The sequence below is a fragment of the Pseudorhodoplanes sp. genome, assembly GCA_032027085.1.
Lineage (GTDB): Bacteria > Pseudomonadota > Alphaproteobacteria > Rhizobiales > Xanthobacteraceae > Pseudorhodoplanes.
On record JAVSMS010000001.1, the window covers coordinates 3229744 to 3249378 of the forward strand.

Sequence of the window (19635 nt, forward strand, 5' to 3'; positions counted from 1 at the left end):
CCGGTCTCCCATCGCCCGCCCCGAATGAGCCTACTCACAGACAATTCCCGCAGTTTCTGGCCCAGAGGACTTGCCGCGCTGCTCGACTATGCCAGCGCCACGCACGCACGTGCGCTGGCATGCCTGGCCCTGTTGTCGCTGCTGACATTCCTGCCCGGTGCCTTGCAGCTGCCACCGATCGATCGTGAGGAATCGCGGTTTGCGCAGGCGACCAAGCAGATGGTCGAGACCGGCGACTATGTCGACATCCGCTTCCAGGACGACGTGCGTTATTCGAAGCCGATCGGTCTGTACTGGATGCAGGCAGCAGTGGTGAAGACGGCCGATACGCTCGGCGTTCGCCGCGCGCTCGCGCGCATTTCGCTTTATCGCGTGCCGTCCCTGATCGGCGGCATCGGTGCGGTGCTGATCACCTATTGGGCGGCGCTGGCTTTCGTGTCCCGGCGCGGCGCTGTTCTGGCGGCGACCATGCTGGCGTCGTCACTCCTGCTTGGTGTGATCGCCCGTCTGGCGGTGACGGATGCCATGCTGCTTGCGGCAACAACCGCGTGCATGGGCGCGATGGCGCGCGCCTATCGTCTGCAGGCGCGCGGCGAGAGCGATAGCGATCATGTCGGCTGGTCTCTGCCCGCCATTTTCTGGACTGCGCTCGCCGTGGGCGTCCTGCTCAAGGGGCCGATTATTGTCATCTTTGTCGCCCTGCCAGTGCTGACATTGTCCGTGCTGGAACGATCGGTGCAGTGGCTGCGCGGATTGCGTCCGTTGATCGGCACCGTTTGGTTTCTGCTTCTGGTCGCGCCCTGGTTTATCGCTATCAGCTTGCGGACCGGGCGCTTCTTTTTCCTGGAATCACTCGGCCAAGACATGCTTGGCCGCATCGCCAATATCAGTGAATTCCGTTTCGTTCCGCCGGGCGTGTATCTGCTGCTGTTCTTTGTAACCTTCTGGCCGGGGTCGCTGATGGCGGCGCTCGCCGCGCCAGCGGTCTGGCGCGCCCGGCACACGCCGCCGACGCGCTTCCTACTCGCCTGGCTCATTCCGGCATGGCTCCTGTTCGAGCTGGTCTGGGCGAAGCTGCCGCACTTCATCCTGCCGCTCTATCCGACGATTGCGATCCTGATCGCGGGCAGCATCGAGACCTTTCAGTTGTCCCAGAACCGCTGGCTGGTGCGCGGCACCTTCTGGTGGTTCGGTCTGCCGGTCTTGTTCGTGCTGGCCGGTCTCATTTTCCTGATCCGCATGGAAGGTGATCTCGGCTTTCTCGCCTGGCCTTTCGCCGTCGCGGCGATGATCTTTGGTTTCCGCGCCTGGTGGCTCTACGACAATGACGGCGCCGAGCGCGGCGTGCTGCGCGCCTGTGCGGCGTCGATCCTGCTCGGTCTCGCTGTTTATTCGGTGGTGATCCCCTCGCTGCGATCGCTGTTTCCCAGCGATCTGGTGGCGCGCGCGATCCGCAATGCCGGTTGCCCGGATCCGGAAGTGGCCTCTGCCGGCTTCCATGAGCCGAGCGTGGTGTTTCTCCTCGGTACGCCGACGCAATTGACCGACGGAGCAGGGGCGGCCGAATTCCTGCGGCGCGGCGGCTGCCGGCTGGCGGTGATCGAGGCACGGCATGAGCGCAGCTTCGCCGTGCGCGCCGACGCGCTCGGGTTGCGCTACGCGCGCGGGGCGCGGATCGAAGCGGTGAACCTGCCGCGCGGCCGTCCGATGTCGGTGACGATCTATCGCTCCGAGGAGCGGCCCTAGCTACTTTTCGCCAACGCCGCGAAGCCGCGTTCGAGGTCGGCTTTCAGGTCGCCGACATCTTCAAGCCCGACATGAAAGCGCAGCGCTGGGCCGCCCGGCGCCCAGCGGGTCGCTGTGCGATACCCCGTGCAGTCGAACAGAATCACGAGGCTCTCATAGCCGCCCCAGGAGAAGCCCATGCCGAACAGGCGCAGGCTGTCGAGAAAGGCATAGACGGCCGCCTGTGAAACGGGTTTCAGAATCAGGCTGAACAATCCCGAGGCGCCGAGGAAGTCGCGCTTCCAGATCGCGTGGCCCGGATCTGTGTGCAGACCAGGATGCAGCACGCGCAAGACTTCCGGCCGTTGCTGCAGCCAGCATGCGATGTCCAGCGCGGATTGCTGGTGACGTTGCAGCCGCACGCTCAAGGTACGCAGGCCACGCAGGCCGAGATACATGTCATCCGGCCCGACGCATAGCCCGGCTGTCAGAACGGTGTCGCGGAGCTTCGGCCAGGTCGCGGCGTTGGCTGACACCGTTCCGAGCATCAGATCGGAATGACCGCCAATGTACTTTGTGCCGGCCTGAATCGAGAGATCGACGCCTTTGTCGAGCGCGCGGAAATAGAGCGGCGTCGCCCAAGTGTTATCCATGAGCACGACGGCATTCCGCTCATGCGCAACGTTGGCGATGGCGGGCACATCCTGCATTTCAAATGTCTGCGAGCCGGGCGCTTCAACGAACACGGCTCTGGTGTTTGGTTTGAACAACGCCGTGATGCCGGCGCCGATCAGCGGATCGTAATAAGTCGTCTCAACACCGAAACGCTTTAAAATCGTATCAGCGAAATTGCGCGTCGGCCGGTAGACGCTGTCGGTGATCAGCAGATGATCGCCCGACGACAGAACGGAGAGCAGTGCGGTGGATACAGCGGCGGCTCCGGACGGCAACAGGGATACGCCTGCGCAGTTTGGCCCCTCCAGCGCGCGCAACGCTTCTTCCAGCGCTTCCGATGTCGGCGTTCCGCGGCGGCCATATTGATAGCGCGCGCGATGCGCGACCATGTCGGCCGCGGTCGGATACAGGACAGTCGATGCGTGATAGACGGGCGGATTGACGAAGCCGTGGTAGAGCGCAGTGTCGCGGCCTGAGGTCACAAGGCGGGTGTCAGATTTCGTGTCCTGCGGGTGCTCTTCGTCTTGCGTGTGGCTCATCCAGTCTGCTTATGGGGTGTGCCGAGATGGTGCAAGGGCGCATGCCGGACGTGGGGATAACCCCTTGACCTGCAAATAAAATCGTTTTCAGATCGGAATGAATTCAGGACAGCAGGCGGGCGCTCTTTTGCCGGTGACAGGACGGGACACACTGGTGAATATGTCGGCTGAGCCGTCCGGTGCCCTTTAGGATGCCATGATGACAAGAATTTCAGGGGATAAGTACATGAAGCGCGTCATTTTGACTCTGAGCCTCGTGGCCGGGATTGCGTTGACGGTAATTCCGGCTTCCGCGCAGACACTCAATACTGTCAAGCAGCGTGGCGTGTTGAATTGCGGAGCCAATGGAACGCTGGCGGGTTTTGGCTTGCCTGATCCGCAAGGGAACTGGACGGGTTTTGATGTCGATTATTGCCGAGCCATTGCCGCGGCGATTTTCGATGATCCGAACAAGGTGAAATTCGTCCCGCTGACGGCCAAGGATCGTTTCACCGCCTTGCAATCGGGCGAGGTCGATGTGCTGGCGCGCAACACCACATGGACCAGCTCGCGCGATACCAGCCTCGGTCTGCAGTTTACTGCGATCAATTACTTCGACGGTCAGGGCTTCCTGGTGCGCAAATCGCTGAAGGTGAATTCGGCGCTGGAACTCAATGACGCGGCGGTCTGTGTGCAACAGGGCACGACGACCGAGCTGAACCTGGCCGACTATTTTCGCGCCAACCGCATGAAGCTGAAGACGGTCACCTTCGCGACTTCGACCGAAGCGCTGAAAGCCTATGACGCGGGCCGCTGCGACGCCTATACGACCGACGCTTCCGCCTTGTATGCCGAACGACTGCGCACCACCAATGCCAACGATCATATTGTGCTGCCGGAAATCATTTCCAAGGAACCCTTTTCGCTTGCGGTCAAGCAGGGCGACGACCAATGGGCCGACGTTGCCAGGTGGGTACATTTTATCCTGATCAATGCGGAAGAATTCGGAGTAACCAAGGCCAATGTCGAGCAGCAGTTGAAATCGGAAAATCCGGAGATCCGGCGGCTTCTAGGTGTCGAAGGCAAGCAGGGCGAGGCCTTCGGTCTGACTAATGATTTTGCGGTTCGCATCATCAAACATGTCGGCAATTACAGCGAAATCTTTGAGCGCAACCTCGGCATGAATACGCCGCTCAAGATTACGCGCGGATTGAATGCGCTCTGGACCAAGGGTGGATTGCAATACGCGCCCCCGGTGCGCTGACGGCAGTTCTGCGATGAACGCGCGGCCAGGAGGCCCCGCATGAGCCGCGCCGATACGGATCAGAAGCCGGCCATTTCGCCGCTGCATGATCCGCGTTGGCGTGGCATCGCCTATCAGGCGCTGCTCTGCATCGGGATCGTGGCGCTGGTCTACAGCGCCATCGACAATGCCGCGCAAAATCTGCAGAAAGCGCGGATCGCCTCCGGCTTCGATTTCTGGAATCACACTGCCGGATTCGACATCAGTCAGACACTGATCGACTATTCCACCGCGTCGACCTATGGCCGTGCCTTCTGGGTCGGCCTTCTGAATACGTTGCTGATCGCCGGTCTTGGTATCGTCTTTGCGACCATTCTCGGTTTCATCATCGGCATCGCGCGGCTGTCGCGCAATGTCTTGGTGTCGAAACTGGGCGGCGCCTATGTGGAAATCATCCGCAACCTGCCGCTGCTGCTGCAATTGCTGTTCTGGTACAACGCCGTGCTCAAGGCCTTGCCGGAGCTTGCCGACAGTCTGATCCTGCCGGGCGGCACTTTTCTCAACAATCGCGGTCTGTTTATGCCTCGCCCCATAGCGGGCGAGGGGTTATGGCTCGTCCCGATGATGTTCGTTGTCGGCTCGGCCTCCGCGGTTGCATTCCGCCGATGGGCGAAACGGCGGCAAGAGAAAATCGGCTTGCAGGCACCGGTAGCGACGGTTGCAACCCTCCTGATTATCGGTTTGCCGCTCGCAACATTTGTCCTCAGCGGCATGCCGGTCGATTTCGCCTATCCTGAGAAGGGCCGTTTCAATATCCGCGGCGGCCTGGAAATCTTGCCGGAATTCATGGCGCTGCTGTTCGGCCTTTCCATCTACACAGCGGCATTCATCGCCGAGGCCGTCCGCGCGGGCATTCTCGCCGTGTCCTATGGGCAGACCGAAGCAGCCTATTCGCTCGGCTTGCGCCCGGCGCAAACCCTGCGGCGGGTGGTCATCCCGCAGGCGATGCGGGTGATCGTGCCGCCATTGACCAACCAGTATCTCAACCTCACCAAAAATTCGACGCTCGCGGTCGCCATCGGTTATCCAGACCTGGTGCAGGTCTTCGCCGGGACTGTGCTCAACCAGACCGGGCAGGCGGTGGAAGTGATCGCCATCACGATGGCCGTTTATCTCACGATCAGCCTCATCACATCGCTCCTGATGAACATCTATAACGCGCGTGTTGCGCTGGTGGAGCGGTGAGCATGAGCGCGGTCACTCATGGCGACGTCTCCTTTGTGCGCCAGGCGCCAGTGGCCCCATTGCCGCCGCCGGTCAGCGAAACCGGCGTTATCGGCTGGCTGCGCAAGAATCTCTTTTCCGGCCCGCTCAACTTCGTTCTGACGGCACTGTCGCTCGGCCTCATCCTGTGGGTCATTCCGCCGCTGCTCGACTTCCTGATCTTCAACGCGACCTGGTCCGGGCAAGATCGCGAGGCCTGTGTTGCGACCGCGGAGCGGCCCGAGGTCGGCGCCTGCTGGGCCTTTGTGCGCGAGCGGATCAGCTATTTCATCTACGGTTTCTATCCGATCTCGCAGCGCTGGCGCGTCGACGTGTTCTTTGCGCTGCTCGCGGTCGGCATCGTGTGGCTGCTGGCGCCGCGTGCGAAGGGGCGGCTTTGGGGCGCATTGTATTTTTTCGTGGTGATGCCGCTTCTGTCCTACATCCTGCTGTTAGGCTGGCCGCGATACGGCCTGCCTTATGTCTCCACCGCGCAATGGGGCGGAATGCTGGTCACCGTGGTGGTGTCGGCGATCGGCATTGTCTTTTCCCTGCCGATTGGGGTCGTGCTGGCGCTCGGGCGCCGGTCGCGCATGCCACTGGTGAAGCTTTTCTCCGTTATCTTCATCGAGTTTGTGCGCGGGGTGCCGCTCATCACCGTGTTGTTCATGGCCAGCGTGATGTTGCCGCTGTTCGTGCCGGACCAATGGTCGCCGGACAAATTGCTGCGCGCGCTTGTCGGGGTGGCATTGTTCGCCTCCGCTTATATGGCCGAAGTGGTGCGCGCCGGGTTGCAGGCGATCCCGCGCGGACAATATGAGGGCGCCCAGGCAATCGGATTGTCCTACTGGCAGATGATGGGGCTAGTCATCCTGCCGCAGGCGCTGCGCACCACCATTCCCAATATCGTCAACAGCTATATCGCGCTGTTCAAGGACACGACGCTGGTGTTCGTGGTTGGCATTTTCGATTTCCTTCGCACCATCGAGACTGCCCGCGTTGATCCGAAATGGGCGACGCCGGTGACCAGCACGACAGGCTATGCCTTCGCCGCCATCGTGTATTTCTTTTTCTGCTACCTGATGTCGCGCTACGCTTATGACATGGAACGGCGGCTGGCGACGGATTATCGGCGGAGGCGACGCGCGTGACCGACCAGCCGACAACCACCGGGAAGAAGCCTGTTTTCGGCGGCTTTGTCCGGCGCGAGGCGGGCGGCGCGACGCGGCCTGCCGTCGAAATGACCGGCGTGCACAAATGGTTCGGTGATTTCCACGTGCTGCGGGACATCAATCTGACGGTCGCCCGAGGCGAACGCATCGTCATCTGCGGACCGTCAGGTTCCGGCAAGTCCACCATGATCCGTTGCATCAACGCGCTTGAAGAACACCAGCGCGGCACGATCCTGGTTGACGGTATGCAATTGACCGCCGATCTGCGGCGGATCGATGAAGTCCGCCGCGATGTCGGCATGGTGTTCCAGCATTTCAATCTGTTTCCGCACCTCACCGTGATGGAGAATCTGACGCTGGCGCCGATCTGGGTGCGGCGGATGCCGAAAGCCGAGGCGGAAGAGAGGGCGATGCATTTCCTGCGGCGGGTAAAGATTCCGGAACAGGCGCAGAAATATCCGGGGCAATTGTCGGGCGGTCAGCAGCAGCGTGTCGCCATCGCGCGAGCCTTATGCATGAATCCGAAGCTCATGCTGTTCGACGAGCCGACCTCGGCGCTTGATCCGGAAATGGTCAAGGAGGTGCTGGACACGATGGTCCAGCTTGCGGAAGACGGCATGACCATGCTGGTCGTGACGCATGAAATGGGCTTCGCCCGCCAGATCGCCGACCGTATCGTCTTCATGGACGAAGGACAGATCGTCGAGGTCAACACGCCGGCTGAATTCTTCGCCAATCCGAAGCACGAGCGGACGAGGCTGTTCCTCAGCCAGATTCTGCATTGATCCGGGATCAGATCGCGTCAATCGGGATTTTCAGATAGGAGCGGCCGTTGCTTTCCGGAGGGGGCAGGCGGCCGCCACGCAGATTGACCTGCAAGGCGTGCAGGATCAGCGCCGGCATCGGCAAGCTTTTGTCGCGCGCCTCGCGCATCGCGATGTAGCTCTCGCGCGTCGGATGCTTGGTAAGATGGATGTTGTTGCTCCTCTGTTCGGCGACGGTGGATTCCCACTGCGCCGGGCGGCCGTTCGGCTTGTAGTCATGGCCCGTGAAAAGCCGGGTCTGGTCCGGCAGCGCCAGAATTTTCTGAATCGAATCGTACAGCACCGCCGCGCTGCCGCCGGGAAAATCGGCACGCGCGGTCCCGAAATCCGGTTGAAACAGTGTGTCATGCACGAAAGCCGCATCGCCGATCACATAGGTAATGGAAGCGAGGGTGTGACCCGGCGAATGGATGACACGGACAGGCAATGCGCCGACCGCAAAGGTCTCGCCATCGGCGAACAAATGGTCCCACTCCTTGCCGTCGGTGGGGAAGTCCGGCTCGTGATAGATGTGCTTCCAAAGTTTTTGCACATCGACCACCTTCTCGCCGATGGCCGTCGGCGCGCCAAGCTTGTCTTTCAGATAGGCGGCGGCGGAGAAATGATCGGCATGCGGATGCGTGTCCAGAATCCAGTCGATCGTCAGCTTGCGGTCCTTGACAGCCTTCAGCAGTTCATCCGCGGATCTCCCCGAGACGCGGCCCGCTCTTTCGTCATAGTCGAGCACGGGATCGATGATGACGGCGTGATGGCTGGTCGGATCGGCCACGATATAGGCGATGCTGCCGGAAGGCTCATGGTAGAAGCCAGCGACGTCCGGACGAGGCAAGGCGCTAGTCATGCTCAGGGCTCAGGTTCGATCGGCAGGTCGCCGCGGCCCGCCCATTCGGTCCAGGAGCCATCGTAAAGCGCCTTCGGCTCCTTGCCGATGGCTTCCAGCGCCAGCGTCAGGATCGCGGCGCTGACACCGGAGCCGCACGAGGTGATCACCGGTTTGTCGAGATCGACGCCGCCCTTGCGGAAGGCCTGCTTGATGCGCTCGGCATCCACCAGGCGGCCGTCTTCCACAATGTCGGCATAGGGAACGTTGAAAGCACCCGGCATGTGGCCGGAAGGCAGTCCCGGCCGCGGTTCGGGCGCAGTGCCGGCAAAGCGCTCGGCGGAGCGCGCATCAACGACCTGGGCGGATTTGTCCGCCAGCGCCTTCTGAATGTCGGCGACCCTCGCCACCGCGCCGGCATTGAAGCGTGGCGTGAAATGCCGCGGGGTGCGGCGCGTTTCGCCAAGCTCGATCCTGCGGCCTTCGGCCTTCCACTTCGGAAAGCCGCCATCGAGGAGAAAGACGTCGCGCACGCCGAAAATGCGAAACGTCCACCAGACGCGGGCAGCGGAAAACAATCCGAGCCCGTCGTAGACCACGATGGTCTGGCCGTCTCCAATGCCGAGATGGCGCATGGCCGACGAGAACGCTTCGGGCGAGGGGATCATGTGCGGCAGATTGCTGGACGTATCCGCAATCTTGTTGATGTCGAAGAACACCGCACCTGGAATATGCGCCGCCAGATATTCCTGGTGGCCGTCGCGCTTCATCGTGGAGAGATAATAGGAGCCGTCCACCACCACAATGTCAGGTGCGTCGAGGTGGTCTTCCAGCCATTGCGTGGAGACCAGCCATCTGCTCGGCAACGTCGGATCGGAATTGGGCATTGCAAACTCTTGTTACACTTTCTCGAACGGCGGCTGAATGCTGGTTTTGCGTTCAAGCCACGCGGGCACCGGCAGATCTTTCGAACGCAGGAAAGCCGGATTGAACAATTTCGACTGGTAGCGCGTGCCGTAGTCAGCCAGCACGGTGACAATCGTCTTGCCCTTGCCGAGTTCCTTTGCAAGACGAATTGCGCCTGCGATGTTGATGCCCGATGAGCCGCCGAGACACAGGCCCTCATGCTCCAGCAGATCGAAGATGATCGGCACGGCTTCTTCGTCGGGGATCAGATAGGCGTGATCGACCTTGATGTCCTCGATGATCGGTGTGATGCGGCCGAGGCCGATGCCTTCGGTGATCGAGCCGCCTTCGGTCGCTTCCACCTTTCCGTGCGCGAACAGATTGTACATGGCCGCGCCTCTCGGATCGGCGACACCGATGACGATGTCTTTCTTCTTCTCGCGCAGGAATGTGGAGACGCCGGCAATGGTGCCGCCGGTGCCGATGGCGCAGATGAAGCCATCGATCTTGCCGCCGGTCTGCTCCCAGATCTCCGGTCCGGTCGATACGTAGTGGGCTTTGCGGTTGTCGAGATTGTTCCACTGGTCGGCGAAGATCACACCGTTCTTTTCAGTCTTCTTCAGTTGCTCGGCGAGGCGGCGGCCAACATGCTGATAGTTGTTGGGATTGCTGTAGGCGACCGCCGGCACTTCCACGAGCTCGGCGCCGCAGAGCCGCAGCATGTCCTTCTTTTCCTGACTCTGGGTGTCGGGGATGACGATGAGCGTGCGGTAGCCCAGCGCATTGGCGACCAGCGCAAGCCCGATGCCGGTATTGCCGGCCGTGCTTTCCACCACCAGGCCGCCCGGCTTGAGCTCGCCGCGTTTTTCCGCTTCCAGAATCATCTGCTTGCCGGCGCGATCCTTCACCGACTGGCCGGGATTCATGAATTCGGCCTTGCCCAGAATGGTGCAGCCGGTCGCGGCCGAGGCATGTTCGAGCTTGATGAGTGGCGTGTTGCCGATGGCGTCGACGAGGCCGTTGCGGATATGCATGAAGATCGATCCGGCTTTCTGTGGAGAGCGCGACCCTATCGAGGCCGTATCCTCACGACAAGCCGTCCCGGACGGGCCTCAGCTATGAGCTTTTGGCGAACACCATCTGCCGGACGTCGATATTTCCGGACAGAAATCCGGCTTCGCAATAGGACAGATAATATTCCCACAGCCGCCGGAATCGCTCGTCAAAGCCGAAGGGCGCCAGTCCCGGCCAGGCGGCCCGGAAGCGTTCGCGCCAGGTCGCGAGGGTGAGGGCGTAGTCATTGCCGAAGACTTTCTCGCCGGCGAGCGGCAGACCGAAGCCCTGTCCCAAAGCTTTCAGCGTTGACGGCGTCGGCAGCATACCGCCGGGAAACACGTAGCGGCGGATGAAATCGATCTCGCGCCGGTAATGGGCGAACAGCTTTTCCTGAATGGTGATGGTCTGGATGCCGGCAAGCCCGCCGGGTACGAGGCGATCGCGCAATTGCCGGAAATAATCCGGCCAGAATTGCTCGCCCACCGCTTCCAGCATCTCGATCGAGGCGATGCGGTCATAGGAGCCGCGCTCGTCCCGATAATCCTGCAGCCGAATCTCAATCTTCTCCGCAAGACCCGCATTGAAGACGCGCCGCTTCGCGTAGTCGAATTGCTCGCGGCTGATGGTCAGACCGACAACCCTGGCGCCGACGTTTTTCGCAGCATACTCGGCAAAGCCGCCCCAGCCGCAGCCGATCTCCAAGATTGTGTGATCGGATTTCAGATCGATCTGCTGTGCCAGGCTCTGATATTTGCGCAATTGCGCAGCGGATAGATCGTTGCCGTCCTGATCGAACAGGGCGGACGAATAGGTCATCGTCGGATCGAGCCAGGCGGCATAGAAGTCGTTGCCGAGGTCGTAATGGGCGTGAATGTTCTTGCGCGCCTGCCGCTTGGTGTTGCGGTTGAGCCAGTGGCGGAAGGTTTGCGCCCAGCGTACGAGGGGATGCGCAAGCACGGACTGCAGCATGTCCTGATTGACACAGAACAGATAGAGGAAACGGGTCAGATCGGACGTTTCCCACTCGCCGCGCAAATAGGCTTCGGCCATTCCGATGTCGCCGCTCTGGAGCAACCGCCAGGCAAATCGATAGTCCTTGATGACCAGTTGCGCGGTGGGACCGTCCGTCTCGCCCTTGAAGACCAGGAGCCGGCCGTCCGGCAGCGAGACCTCAAGCGTTCCGCATCGGATGCGTTCGGCCAGCTTGAAGGCGGTGCGGACCGCCGCCGGCAAGCCGGTCAGAGCCTCCGTACGCGTTTGCGGGGTAATAGTGACGATCTGCTGCATGAGGAGCCGCCCGAAGAACCAAAAAACCCATTATCGTGCGGCCACATCGACCTGTCTACGTGGCCTGTGGAGGCGCCGATGGGCAAATGGGCGGAAAGCCGTGGCGGATGTCCGGCAAAAAAAGAGGCAAATTCGCTGCGATTTTGAAACCACTTTGAAACCATGGCGAAGCGATTCAGCGTCACTCTTTGATCAGTTTCACGACTTGTTTGCCCCCCGGGGCTATTGGTTGGCGTGTTTCCAGACGGGCCGGATTGTCTTGGCATGGCCCGATTTTTTGCTTTCCGGGTCACCGTTGAATGAGTCTCGACGTCCATACGCTTTTTCTCGTCACGATTTACGTCGAGGCAATGCTTGGGCTGCTGCTCCTCTTCGCCTGGGTGCAGAATACGGCGATCACGGCGGTCGCTTGGTGGGCGTGGGCGCATCTGCTGCGGGCGGCGTCCATCGCTCTGTTCGGCAGATTTGGGTCGACCTCGGACCTCATCACCATCGATTTGGCGAACGCGCTTCTGTTCGTATCGTTCGCCATGACCTGGACCGGGGCGCGGGTCTTTGGCGGCCGCGCTCCATCGCTGATCGGTCTTGTTGTCGGTGCCGCGATCTGGCTGGCCGCCAGCAGGCTGGCCATCGTCGCCGAATCGATGGAAATGCGCATTCTCGTCAGTTCCAGCATTATCGCCGGCTATTCGTGGATGTCGGCCTACGAGTTCTGGCGCGGCCGCGACGAGCCGCTAGTGTCGCGCTGGCCCGCCATTTTCATGCTTTTCGCGCATGGCGCCTTGTTCATGCTGCGCACGCCGCTGAGCCTGATCCTCCCCTGGATGCCGGACACCCAGGTTTTCGACAGCGTGTGGATGATCGTCTTGAGCTTCGAAGCACTGCTGTTCACCATTGCGATCGCCTTCATCTTCCTTGCCATGGCGAAAGAACGCACCGAGTTTCTGCACAAGACCGCCTCTCTGGTCGATCCGCTCACCGGCATTGCCAATCGACGCGCCTTTCTGGAGGGAAGCGAGGAACTGGCGCGTCGTATCGAAGCGGATCAGCGTCCGGCCAGCGTGTTGCTGATTGACCTGGATCACTTCAAGTCGATCAACGACAATTATGGTCACGCCTTCGGTGACCGGGTGCTGCAGATTTTCGCCAAGACCGCGACCGCGCGGCTCGGGCCGTGGGATATCGTCGGACGGCTGGGCGGCGAGGAGTTCGGGGTGCTTCTCTATGACGCCGACCATGATCGCGCGATGACCATCGCCGAGGAGATCCGCCATTCATTCGCGGAGCATGCCCGCCAGGTTGACGGATGCGATGTGCGGGCCACCGCATCGATCGGTGTTGCGATCAGTTTCAAGGCACCCCTTGACGTGCATACGCTGCTCGCGCAGGCGGACGAGGCGCTTTATTGCGCCAAGGAGCGTGGCCGCAATCGCGTCGAGACATCCTCGCTCGACCTGATCCTCAGGTTGGACAGTTCGACGCCTTCGCTGCGCATTCCCGAACTGGTGGCGAAGAACGCGGCTTGATCGCGGCGCGCCCGCATTTGTCGGGCGGCGAACCTCTACATTCCAAACTGGGCATCCGACGCCATCGCGGATTTCATATTTGACAGCGCCCGCCGGCGCTATGCATTATAGTTCATGCTGGGTGTCACACCCCAAGAACAACCAATAAAACACTCGATCTGCGGGAGGATTTATGATTCCGGCACGACAGTCGCCGTCGCAGGGCGACGGTAAGCCGCCATTCAAGCCGATCAATTTCGCGACAGCGGATGTCGTCTGCGAGCAGACGCCGGACGGCGGCTACCGAATTCAATCAAAGCGTCCGCTGCAGTCGATCGAGCCAAGCTTGGCCGGCCTGTTTCGCCGCGCTGTCGAGCGACAGCCCGAGCGGCTGTTTCTGGCGGAGCGCGATGCCGCTGGGGTCTGGCAAGGCGTGACCTATGCGCAGGCGCGCGCGAAGGTTGATGCCGTCGCCCAAGCGTTGCTTGACCGCGGCTTGTCGGCCGAGCGGCCGGTCATGGTTCTCTCCGGCAATTCCATCGAGCACGCCATCCTGATGCTGGCGGGTTATACGGCGGGCGTGCCGGTGGCGCCGATTTCGGTTGCCTATTCTCTGCAGAGCCAGGATCACGCCAAGCTCAAGCACATCAATGCTCTGCTGACTCCGGGCTTGGTCTATGTGTCCGACACCGCGCCCTTCGCCAAGGCCCTGGCGCATGTCGATGCCCCCATAGTCGCCGGACGCAACGGCGCCAACATCGATGCTGTCACTGCCTTCGATGACCTGACGCGAACGGTGCCCGGACAGGCAGTGGAACGGGCTGCTGCGTCCATCGGCGCGGATACAATTGCGAAGTTCCTGTTCACATCGGGATCGACGAGTTTTCCGAAGGGCGTGATCAATACCCACGGCATGCTCACCGCAAACCAGCAGCAGCTCAGCCAATGTTGGCCCTTCATCGTCGAACGGCCGCTGATGATGGTCGATTGGCTGCCGTGGAATCACACCTTCGGCAGCAACTACACATTCAATCTGGCTCTTTATAACGCCGGCACCATGTATCTCGATGCCGGCAAGCCGGTTCCCGCCTTGATCGAGCACACGGTGCGCAATCTGCGCGAGGTTTCACCGAGCGTTTATTTCAATGTGCCGGCCGGCTTCGGTGCATTGCTGCCATTCCTTGAAAAAGACGATGCGCTGGCGCGCTCATTTTTTGACAATCTGCAACTGATCTTCTACGCCGGAGCCGCCTTGCCGCAGGATTTGTGGGAGCGGCTGGAAGCGATTTCGATCCGCACGACCGGGCACCGCGTGCCGATGACTTCGGCCTGGGGCACGACGGAAACCTCGCCCTTGGCCACGTCGGCGCATTTCTTTCTTGAGCGCGCGGGAAATATCGGCGTGCCTGTGTCGGGCGTCGAGCTGAAGCTCGTTCCCAACGGCAGCAAACTGGAAATCAGGGTGCGCGGCCCGAATGTGACCCCGGGTTATTGGCGCAGCCCGGAATTGACCAAGGACGCCTTCGACAAGGAGGGATTCTACAAGCCCGGCGATGCGGTGCGGTTTGCCGATCCTGACGACGCCAATCAGGGCGTGATCTTTGATGGCCGCACCGCCGAGGATTTCAAGCTCACCAACGGTACTTGGGTCGCTGTCGGTGCCCTGCGGGTGGGCGCGCTCGCGGCGGCGTCGCCCGCGCTCCAGGACGCCATCGTCGCCGGCGAGGGCCGCGATGAGGTGGGCCTTGTGGCTTGGCTCAACGCGGCAGGTTGCCGGCAATTGATCGGCGACAATGCCCCGGCAGATCTCGCCGAAATCGCCTGCCATCCGGTAATCCATGCGCATCTCGCCAAGGCCTTTGCGCGCTGGAATGCGGTTAATACCGGCGCGACCATGCGGATCGCGCGCATCCTGCTGCTGCCGGACACGCCGTCAATTGACGCCAACGAGATCACCGACAAGGGATACATCAATCAGCGGGTGGCGCTGGAAAACCGCCGTGCCGAGGTGAGCCGGCTTTTCGACAATGCGAAATATCCGGACACCTTGGTGATCGCCTGACGCGGCATCCGGTCACAAAAGTCTCAAGAGCGGAAACATTTGCTGGAATTGCCGCTCGCAGCGCGGTGTTCTATCACTGTTCCATAATCAAGATGGGTACAGGGAGGAACGGCCATGGTTGATGTGAGGCGCGCGCTCGCCTTCGGTGTCTTTGCGGCTCTGCTCGCAACGGCACCGCTTCCGGCTGCGGCGCAGGATTTTCCGAACAAGCCGGTCAAGATCATCGTGCCGTTCGGCGCGGGCGGTCCGGCCGACGTTTATGCGCGCGTTCTGGCTCAGCATCTCGGTGAGTCCTTGAAGCAGTCTTTCGTGGTGGAAAACCGGCCCGGCGCCGGCGCCACCATCGGAACCGACGCAGTCGCAAAGTCGGAGCCCGACGGCTACACGCTGCTAATGATGTCCAACACCCATACCACCAATGAATCGCTGCTGAAGAACAAGCCGTATGAGCTGATGCGCGATCTCACGGCGGTGGCGCCGGTCAATTATTCGGACCTGCTGATGGTCATCCATCCGTCGGTGCCGGCGAAGGACCTCAAGGAATTCATCGCGCTCGCCAAGAAAGATCCCGGCAAGCTGAATTATGCTTCGTCCGGCCCGGGTACGCCGTATCACATGGCCGGCGAGCTGTTCAAAGCGATGAGCGGCACCAACATCGTGCATGTGCCGCACAAGGCATCCGGCGACGCGCGCAACAGCGTGATCGGCGGGCATGTGCAGATGATGTTCGACGCCATCACCACCATGCGGACCAACGCCCAGGCGGGGCAGGTCAAGATCATGGGTACGACCGGCACCAAGCGTTCGGCGCTCTTGCCTGACGTGCCGACGGTGGCGGAAGCCGGCGTGCCCGGTTACGAGGCAACGATCTGGCTCGGCATCATGGCGCCGGCCAAGACGCCGAAGCCGATTATCGACAAGCTGAACGCCGAAATCCGCAAGGCAATGGCACGGCCAGAGGTGAAGGAGGCCTGGGCCAAGCAGGGCGCCGTCGCGATGGACATGAGCCCGGCCGAGTTCGAGGCCTATCTGAAGAAAGACATCGAGAAATGGGCGAATGTCGTGAAGGTGTCCGGCGCAAAGGCGCCTTGACCGTCGACCTCACCGAATCCGAAAGGGCGCGGACCTGTCCGCGCCCTTTCAGTTTCTGAACGTGCCAGCTCCTACGGCCGCGCTTCCAAAATCATATTGAAGGGCGTCTCTGTCGCACGGCGGCATCGTGTAAATCCGCCTTGGCGAAGCACGTCCTCGAGCCGTGCCTGGCCGGCTTGCGCGCCCAGCGCTGTGCCGACTTCCTGATTGAGCGACGTGGGAACGCAAACGCTCGTGGAGAACGCATAGAAGACGCGGCCGACCGGATTGAGATTACCTTCCAGCGTATCGGCGGCCATTGGCTCGACCAGCATCAAAGTGCCGTCGGGGGCCAGCGACTGGCGCATGTGCTTGGCGGCGCCGACGGGATCGCCCATGTCGTGCAGTGCGTCGAAGACTGTCACAAGGTCGTAGTCCCGGCCCGGATAATCTTGCGCGCGTGCGACTTCGAACCGGACGTTCTTGCGGCCTGCAATGCGACTGCGCCCCTCCCGGACCGAAGCCTCATGAAAATCAAAGCCGATGAATTCCGAGTTCGGGAATGCATCGGCCATCAGGATGGTGGACGATCCATGCCCGCAGCCCACATCGGCGACGCGGGCACCTTTCTTCAGCTTGGCCACGACGCCATCCAGCGCCGGCAGCCAGGAGCCGATGAGATTGGCCTTGTAGCCCGGCCGGAAAAACCGGTCGACGCCGCAAAACAGGCAATTGCATTGTTGACTCCAGCCGACTCCATTTCCGGACTTGAACGCGTCCGTCAGTTTCGGCTCTGAAGCATAGACGGCCGCGAGCGAATAGAATCCACCGGTCATGTTCACGGGGCTGTCATCGTCGGCGAAGACGGCTGCCTGCTCAGCAGTAAGAGAAAACTTCCGAGTGGCAGAATCGTATGTCACGTAGCCGGACGCGGCTTGTGTGGCGAGCCATTCACGGACCATTCGTTCGTGAGTGCCGGTCGTCTGAGCCAGCTCGGCCGGTGTCCGCGGCTCTTTCAGGGCACGGTAAAGACCAAGCCTGTCGCCGATCATGACCAGGGGCGCGTTGGCGGCGGCGCCCATCTCGTTCACCATCGTCCCGAGCAAAGCATTGAGTTTTTGCTGATCCAGATTCATCCTGTCTCTCCAGGTTTTAGGATATGTTGGTCGTTCGTCGGGCCGCATTGGTTCGATCAAAATGGCCAGTAATGCGGGCCGCCTCATTGGCGCGGCGACGTATCTCTGTTCAGGCGCGAACTGGAGAGGCAAAATCGCCACGAACGAGCCTATCCGGCCAAAGGAGAGGTCCTGATGCGGGCAAAGCCGCTTCACGTCAGTCTCGTGGTCTTCCCTGAGTGCGATCCGTCAATCCTGTACGGCATCTACGACACGTTGTGGGCGGCAGGACGGTTCTGGGACACGCTGAAAGGCGCACCACCGGGAGAGCCGCTTTTCGAACCTCGGATCGTGGGCGCGCAAGCCGGGCCGTTGCAACTGATCACCGGAGTGTCGATCATCGTTCAGGATTCCGTGGCTTCGGTGCACGACACGGATATCGTGATCATTCCGAACGTGATTGTAAGCAAGGCGGAATCGCTGCGCGAGCTGGATCGTCGGTTGCTTGAATGGATCAAAGCCGCGTATCGGTCCGGCTCATACATTTATTCCTCGTGCGGCGGATCGCTCGCGCTTGCCGAAGCCGGGCTACTCGATGGACTCGAGGCGACGACGCACTGGGGGTATGCAGACTTGTTCCGTCGTGAGTTTCCTAATGTCACTGTGCATGCCAACCGCATTCTCGTGCAATCGGGCCCTGGACAGAGGGTCGTCTGCAGCGGCGGCGCATCGTCTTGGCAGGATTTGGTGTTGTTTCTGGTTGCGCGACATGTTGGCTCCGAAGAGGCCATTCGTCTGTCGAAGATCTTTCTGTACCAGTGGCATCGGGACGGACAATTGCCTTATGCCAGCATGGTGCAAAACGTGCTGCACGACGATCCGCTGGTTCAGAAGCTGCAGGTCTGGATTTCGGAGAATTACAACGGGCCGAATGTCGTCTCCGAACTTGTCCAGATGTCCGGCCTTCCGGAGCGGACATTTACCCGCAGATTCAAATCAGCTACGGGCTATGCTCCGATTGCGTATATCCAGGCGCTTCGGATCGAAGAAGCCAAGCACGCGCTGGAAACGGGGGACGACACGGTCGAGCAGATCGCGCACGACGTCGGGTATCAGGACACAGCTTATTTTCGCCGTCTGTTTGCGCGCCTGACCGGCATGACGCCGGTAAACTACCGGCGCCAATTTCAGCTTCCGATTTATCCAGGAGAACGGATGAGCGACAAGCCGCGCATCCGTGAAACTGCGAAGACGAAAGCAGCGGTCCGCGCGTCCACTGAAACATAACGGACGCGCGGACTCACACGATCAATAGGCCGCCTTGTATTTGGCGAGTTCCGCCTTCAGATCGTCGAAAATCGCCTTCGGATCATGGCCGGCCTTTTTCACCGCCGCTTCCCATTCGGTTTTCAGCGGTTCGGCGGCCTTGCGCCATTCGGCAAGCTGGGCCGGTGTGAGCGCGTAGACCTCGTGTCCCTCCTGCGCCTTGATCTTGCCGCGGCCGCCAGCTTCGAAATCCGCCCAGGGCGTCGCGATCTTTTCGGCCCATTCGCTGGTGCAATGATCGTCCATGACTTTCTTCTGCGCAGGCGACATCGATTCATACTTCGCCTTGTTCAGCACCCAGGTCTGTTCGGTGACGTAGAAGGCCGAATCGATGTGATACTTCGTCACCTTGTCGATGCCGAACAGCACGATCGATCCCCAAGGAAAAGTGATGCCTTCGGCGACGCCCTTCTCCAGCACATCGCGGGCCTCGGGGGCTGAGGCCTGGATGTTGGCGCCGCCGAGCAGGGAGATGAAGCGCGCAATTGTTGCGTTCGCCGGACGGATCTTCATGCCGGCAATATCTGTCGGCATGACAACCTTCTTCTTGGTGGTGTGCACCGTTGCCGGGTCATGCGCGAAGGTGAGGCAATAGCGGACGTCCTTCATCTCCTTGTCGGCATATTTGCGGTACCAGGCATCAAGCGCGGCGCTGCCGCTCTTGGCATTGGCGAAGATGAAGGGGAGTTCGGACGCGCCCATGATTGGAAAGCGGCCCGGCTCGTAACCGGGATTCACATGCGCGATGTCGGCAATGCCGTCGCGCGCCATGTTATAGTGATCGAATGCCTTGCCGAGCTGCTGCGACGGAAAAATCTTGATGCTGATCGTACCGTTCGAGGCCTTCTTGATCGAATCTGCCCAGGCTTCCGCGGCCGCGTGCATCGGATGCGCCGGCGGCACCCAATGCCCGAACCGAAGCTCCATCGGCTTGTCCTGGGCAGGCGCAGGGGATGCCTGTGAAATCGCTACGAAACACAATCCAATCAAACACAGCCCAATACGTCTCATATCTGTCCTCCCAAATAATCGCGATTTGTTGTCGAGCAGAGCGCGTATGTGATCAG

General features: G+C 60.9%; 16 protein-coding genes. 9 read left to right on the forward strand and 7 right to left on the reverse strand.

The features are described from left to right. The first annotated feature begins 24 nt into the window (after window positions 1-24). On the forward strand, window positions 25-1746 hold the full coding sequence (locus RO009_15585; GenBank protein MDT3686455.1) for a glycosyltransferase family 39 protein: 1722 nt from the start codon (window positions 25-27) through the stop codon (window positions 1744-1746). Here RO009_15585 and metC read toward each other — a convergent pair. Then, window positions 1743-2939, reverse strand: a complete 1197-nt coding sequence (gene metC, locus RO009_15590) for a cystathionine beta-lyase (protein MDT3686456.1) — start codon at window positions 2937-2939, stop codon at window positions 1743-1745. The genes RO009_15585 and metC overlap by 4 nt on opposite strands. 226 nt (window positions 2940-3165) lie before the next feature. Here metC and RO009_15595 point away from each other — a divergent pair, with 226 nt between their 5' ends. The 4 genes from RO009_15595 (at window position 3166) to RO009_15610 (ending at window position 7381) form a co-directional block, all read left to right on the forward strand. Continuing rightward, complete coding sequence (locus RO009_15595) at window positions 3166-4182, forward strand: amino acid ABC transporter substrate-binding protein (protein ID MDT3686457.1); 1017 nt, start codon at window positions 3166-3168, stop codon at window positions 4180-4182. A gap of 39 nt (window positions 4183-4221) precedes the next feature. Continuing rightward, entirely contained in the window at window positions 4222-5406 is a 1185-nt protein-coding gene (locus RO009_15600) for an amino acid ABC transporter permease (GenBank protein ID MDT3686458.1), read from the forward strand. A 2-nt stretch (window positions 5407-5408) separates the two neighbouring features. Continuing rightward, on the forward strand, window positions 5409-6575 hold the full coding sequence (locus tag RO009_15605) for an amino acid ABC transporter permease (GenBank protein ID MDT3686459.1): 1167 nt from the start codon (window positions 5409-5411) through the stop codon (window positions 6573-6575). 89 nt (window positions 6576-6664) lie between these two features. Continuing rightward, window positions 6665-7381 carry an amino acid ABC transporter ATP-binding protein gene (locus RO009_15610; GenBank protein MDT3686460.1) on the forward strand — a complete coding sequence of 239 codons (717 nt, stop codon included), beginning with the start codon at window positions 6665-6667 and terminating at the stop codon, window positions 7379-7381. 7 nt (window positions 7382-7388) lie between these two features. Here RO009_15610 and RO009_15615 read toward each other — a convergent pair whose 3' ends face one another. The 4 genes from RO009_15615 to RO009_15630 all read right to left on the reverse strand — a co-directional run bounded on the left by RO009_15615 (window position 7389) and on the right by RO009_15630 (window position 11489). Continuing rightward, window positions 7389-8261 carry an MBL fold metallo-hydrolase gene (locus RO009_15615; protein MDT3686461.1) on the reverse strand — a complete coding sequence of 291 codons (873 nt, stop codon included), beginning with the start codon at window positions 8259-8261 and terminating at the stop codon, window positions 7389-7391. Between the two features lie 2 nt (window positions 8262-8263). Continuing rightward, window positions 8264-9127, reverse strand: coding sequence for a 3-mercaptopyruvate sulfurtransferase (gene sseA, locus RO009_15620; protein ID MDT3686462.1), 864 nt, complete (start codon window positions 9125-9127; stop codon window positions 8264-8266). Between the two features lie 12 nt (window positions 9128-9139). Continuing rightward, a complete protein-coding gene (locus tag RO009_15625; GenBank protein MDT3686463.1) occupies window positions 9140-10180 on the reverse strand; it encodes a cysteine synthase A in 1041 nt (346 codons plus the stop codon). Between the two features lie 82 nt (window positions 10181-10262). Next, window positions 10263-11489, reverse strand: coding sequence for a cyclopropane-fatty-acyl-phospholipid synthase family protein (locus RO009_15630; protein MDT3686464.1), 1227 nt, complete (start codon window positions 11487-11489; stop codon window positions 10263-10265). Between the two features lie 299 nt (window positions 11490-11788). Here RO009_15630 and RO009_15635 point away from each other — a divergent pair, with 299 nt between their 5' ends. From RO009_15635 to RO009_15645, 3 genes are all read left to right on the forward strand, one after another. Then, window positions 11789-13015: a GGDEF domain-containing protein gene (locus RO009_15635; protein MDT3686465.1), complete on the forward strand. Its 1227-nt coding sequence runs from the start codon at window positions 11789-11791 to the stop codon at window positions 13013-13015. Between the two features lie 172 nt (window positions 13016-13187). Beyond that, window positions 13188-15056, forward strand: coding sequence for a feruloyl-CoA synthase (locus RO009_15640; GenBank protein MDT3686466.1), 1869 nt, complete (start codon window positions 13188-13190; stop codon window positions 15054-15056). 114 nt (window positions 15057-15170) lie between these two features. Beyond that, window positions 15171-16148: a tripartite tricarboxylate transporter substrate binding protein gene (locus tag RO009_15645; protein ID MDT3686467.1), complete on the forward strand. Its 978-nt coding sequence runs from the start codon at window positions 15171-15173 to the stop codon at window positions 16146-16148. Between the two features lie 71 nt (window positions 16149-16219). Here the strand turns inward: RO009_15645 and RO009_15650 are convergent, their stop codons facing one another. Then, window positions 16220-17263 carry a class I SAM-dependent methyltransferase gene (locus RO009_15650; GenBank protein ID MDT3686468.1) on the reverse strand — a complete coding sequence of 348 codons (1044 nt, stop codon included), beginning with the start codon at window positions 17261-17263 and terminating at the stop codon, window positions 16220-16222. A 174-nt stretch (window positions 17264-17437) separates the two neighbouring features. On the opposite strand from RO009_15650, the gene RO009_15655 reads away from it, so the two are divergent. Beyond that, the gene (locus RO009_15655; GenBank protein ID MDT3686469.1) at window positions 17438-18529 is read left to right on the forward strand and encodes a helix-turn-helix domain-containing protein; all 1092 of its coding nucleotides are present in this window, start codon (window positions 17438-17440) and stop codon (window positions 18527-18529) included. Window positions 18530-18550: 21 nt separating this feature from the next. Here RO009_15655 and RO009_15660 read toward each other — a convergent pair whose 3' ends face one another. Further along, window positions 18551-19579 (reverse strand): TRAP transporter substrate-binding protein, encoded by a 1029-nt coding sequence (locus RO009_15660; GenBank protein ID MDT3686470.1) that lies wholly within the window; start codon window positions 19577-19579, stop codon window positions 18551-18553. Between the last annotated feature and the right edge of the window lie 56 nt (window positions 19580-19635).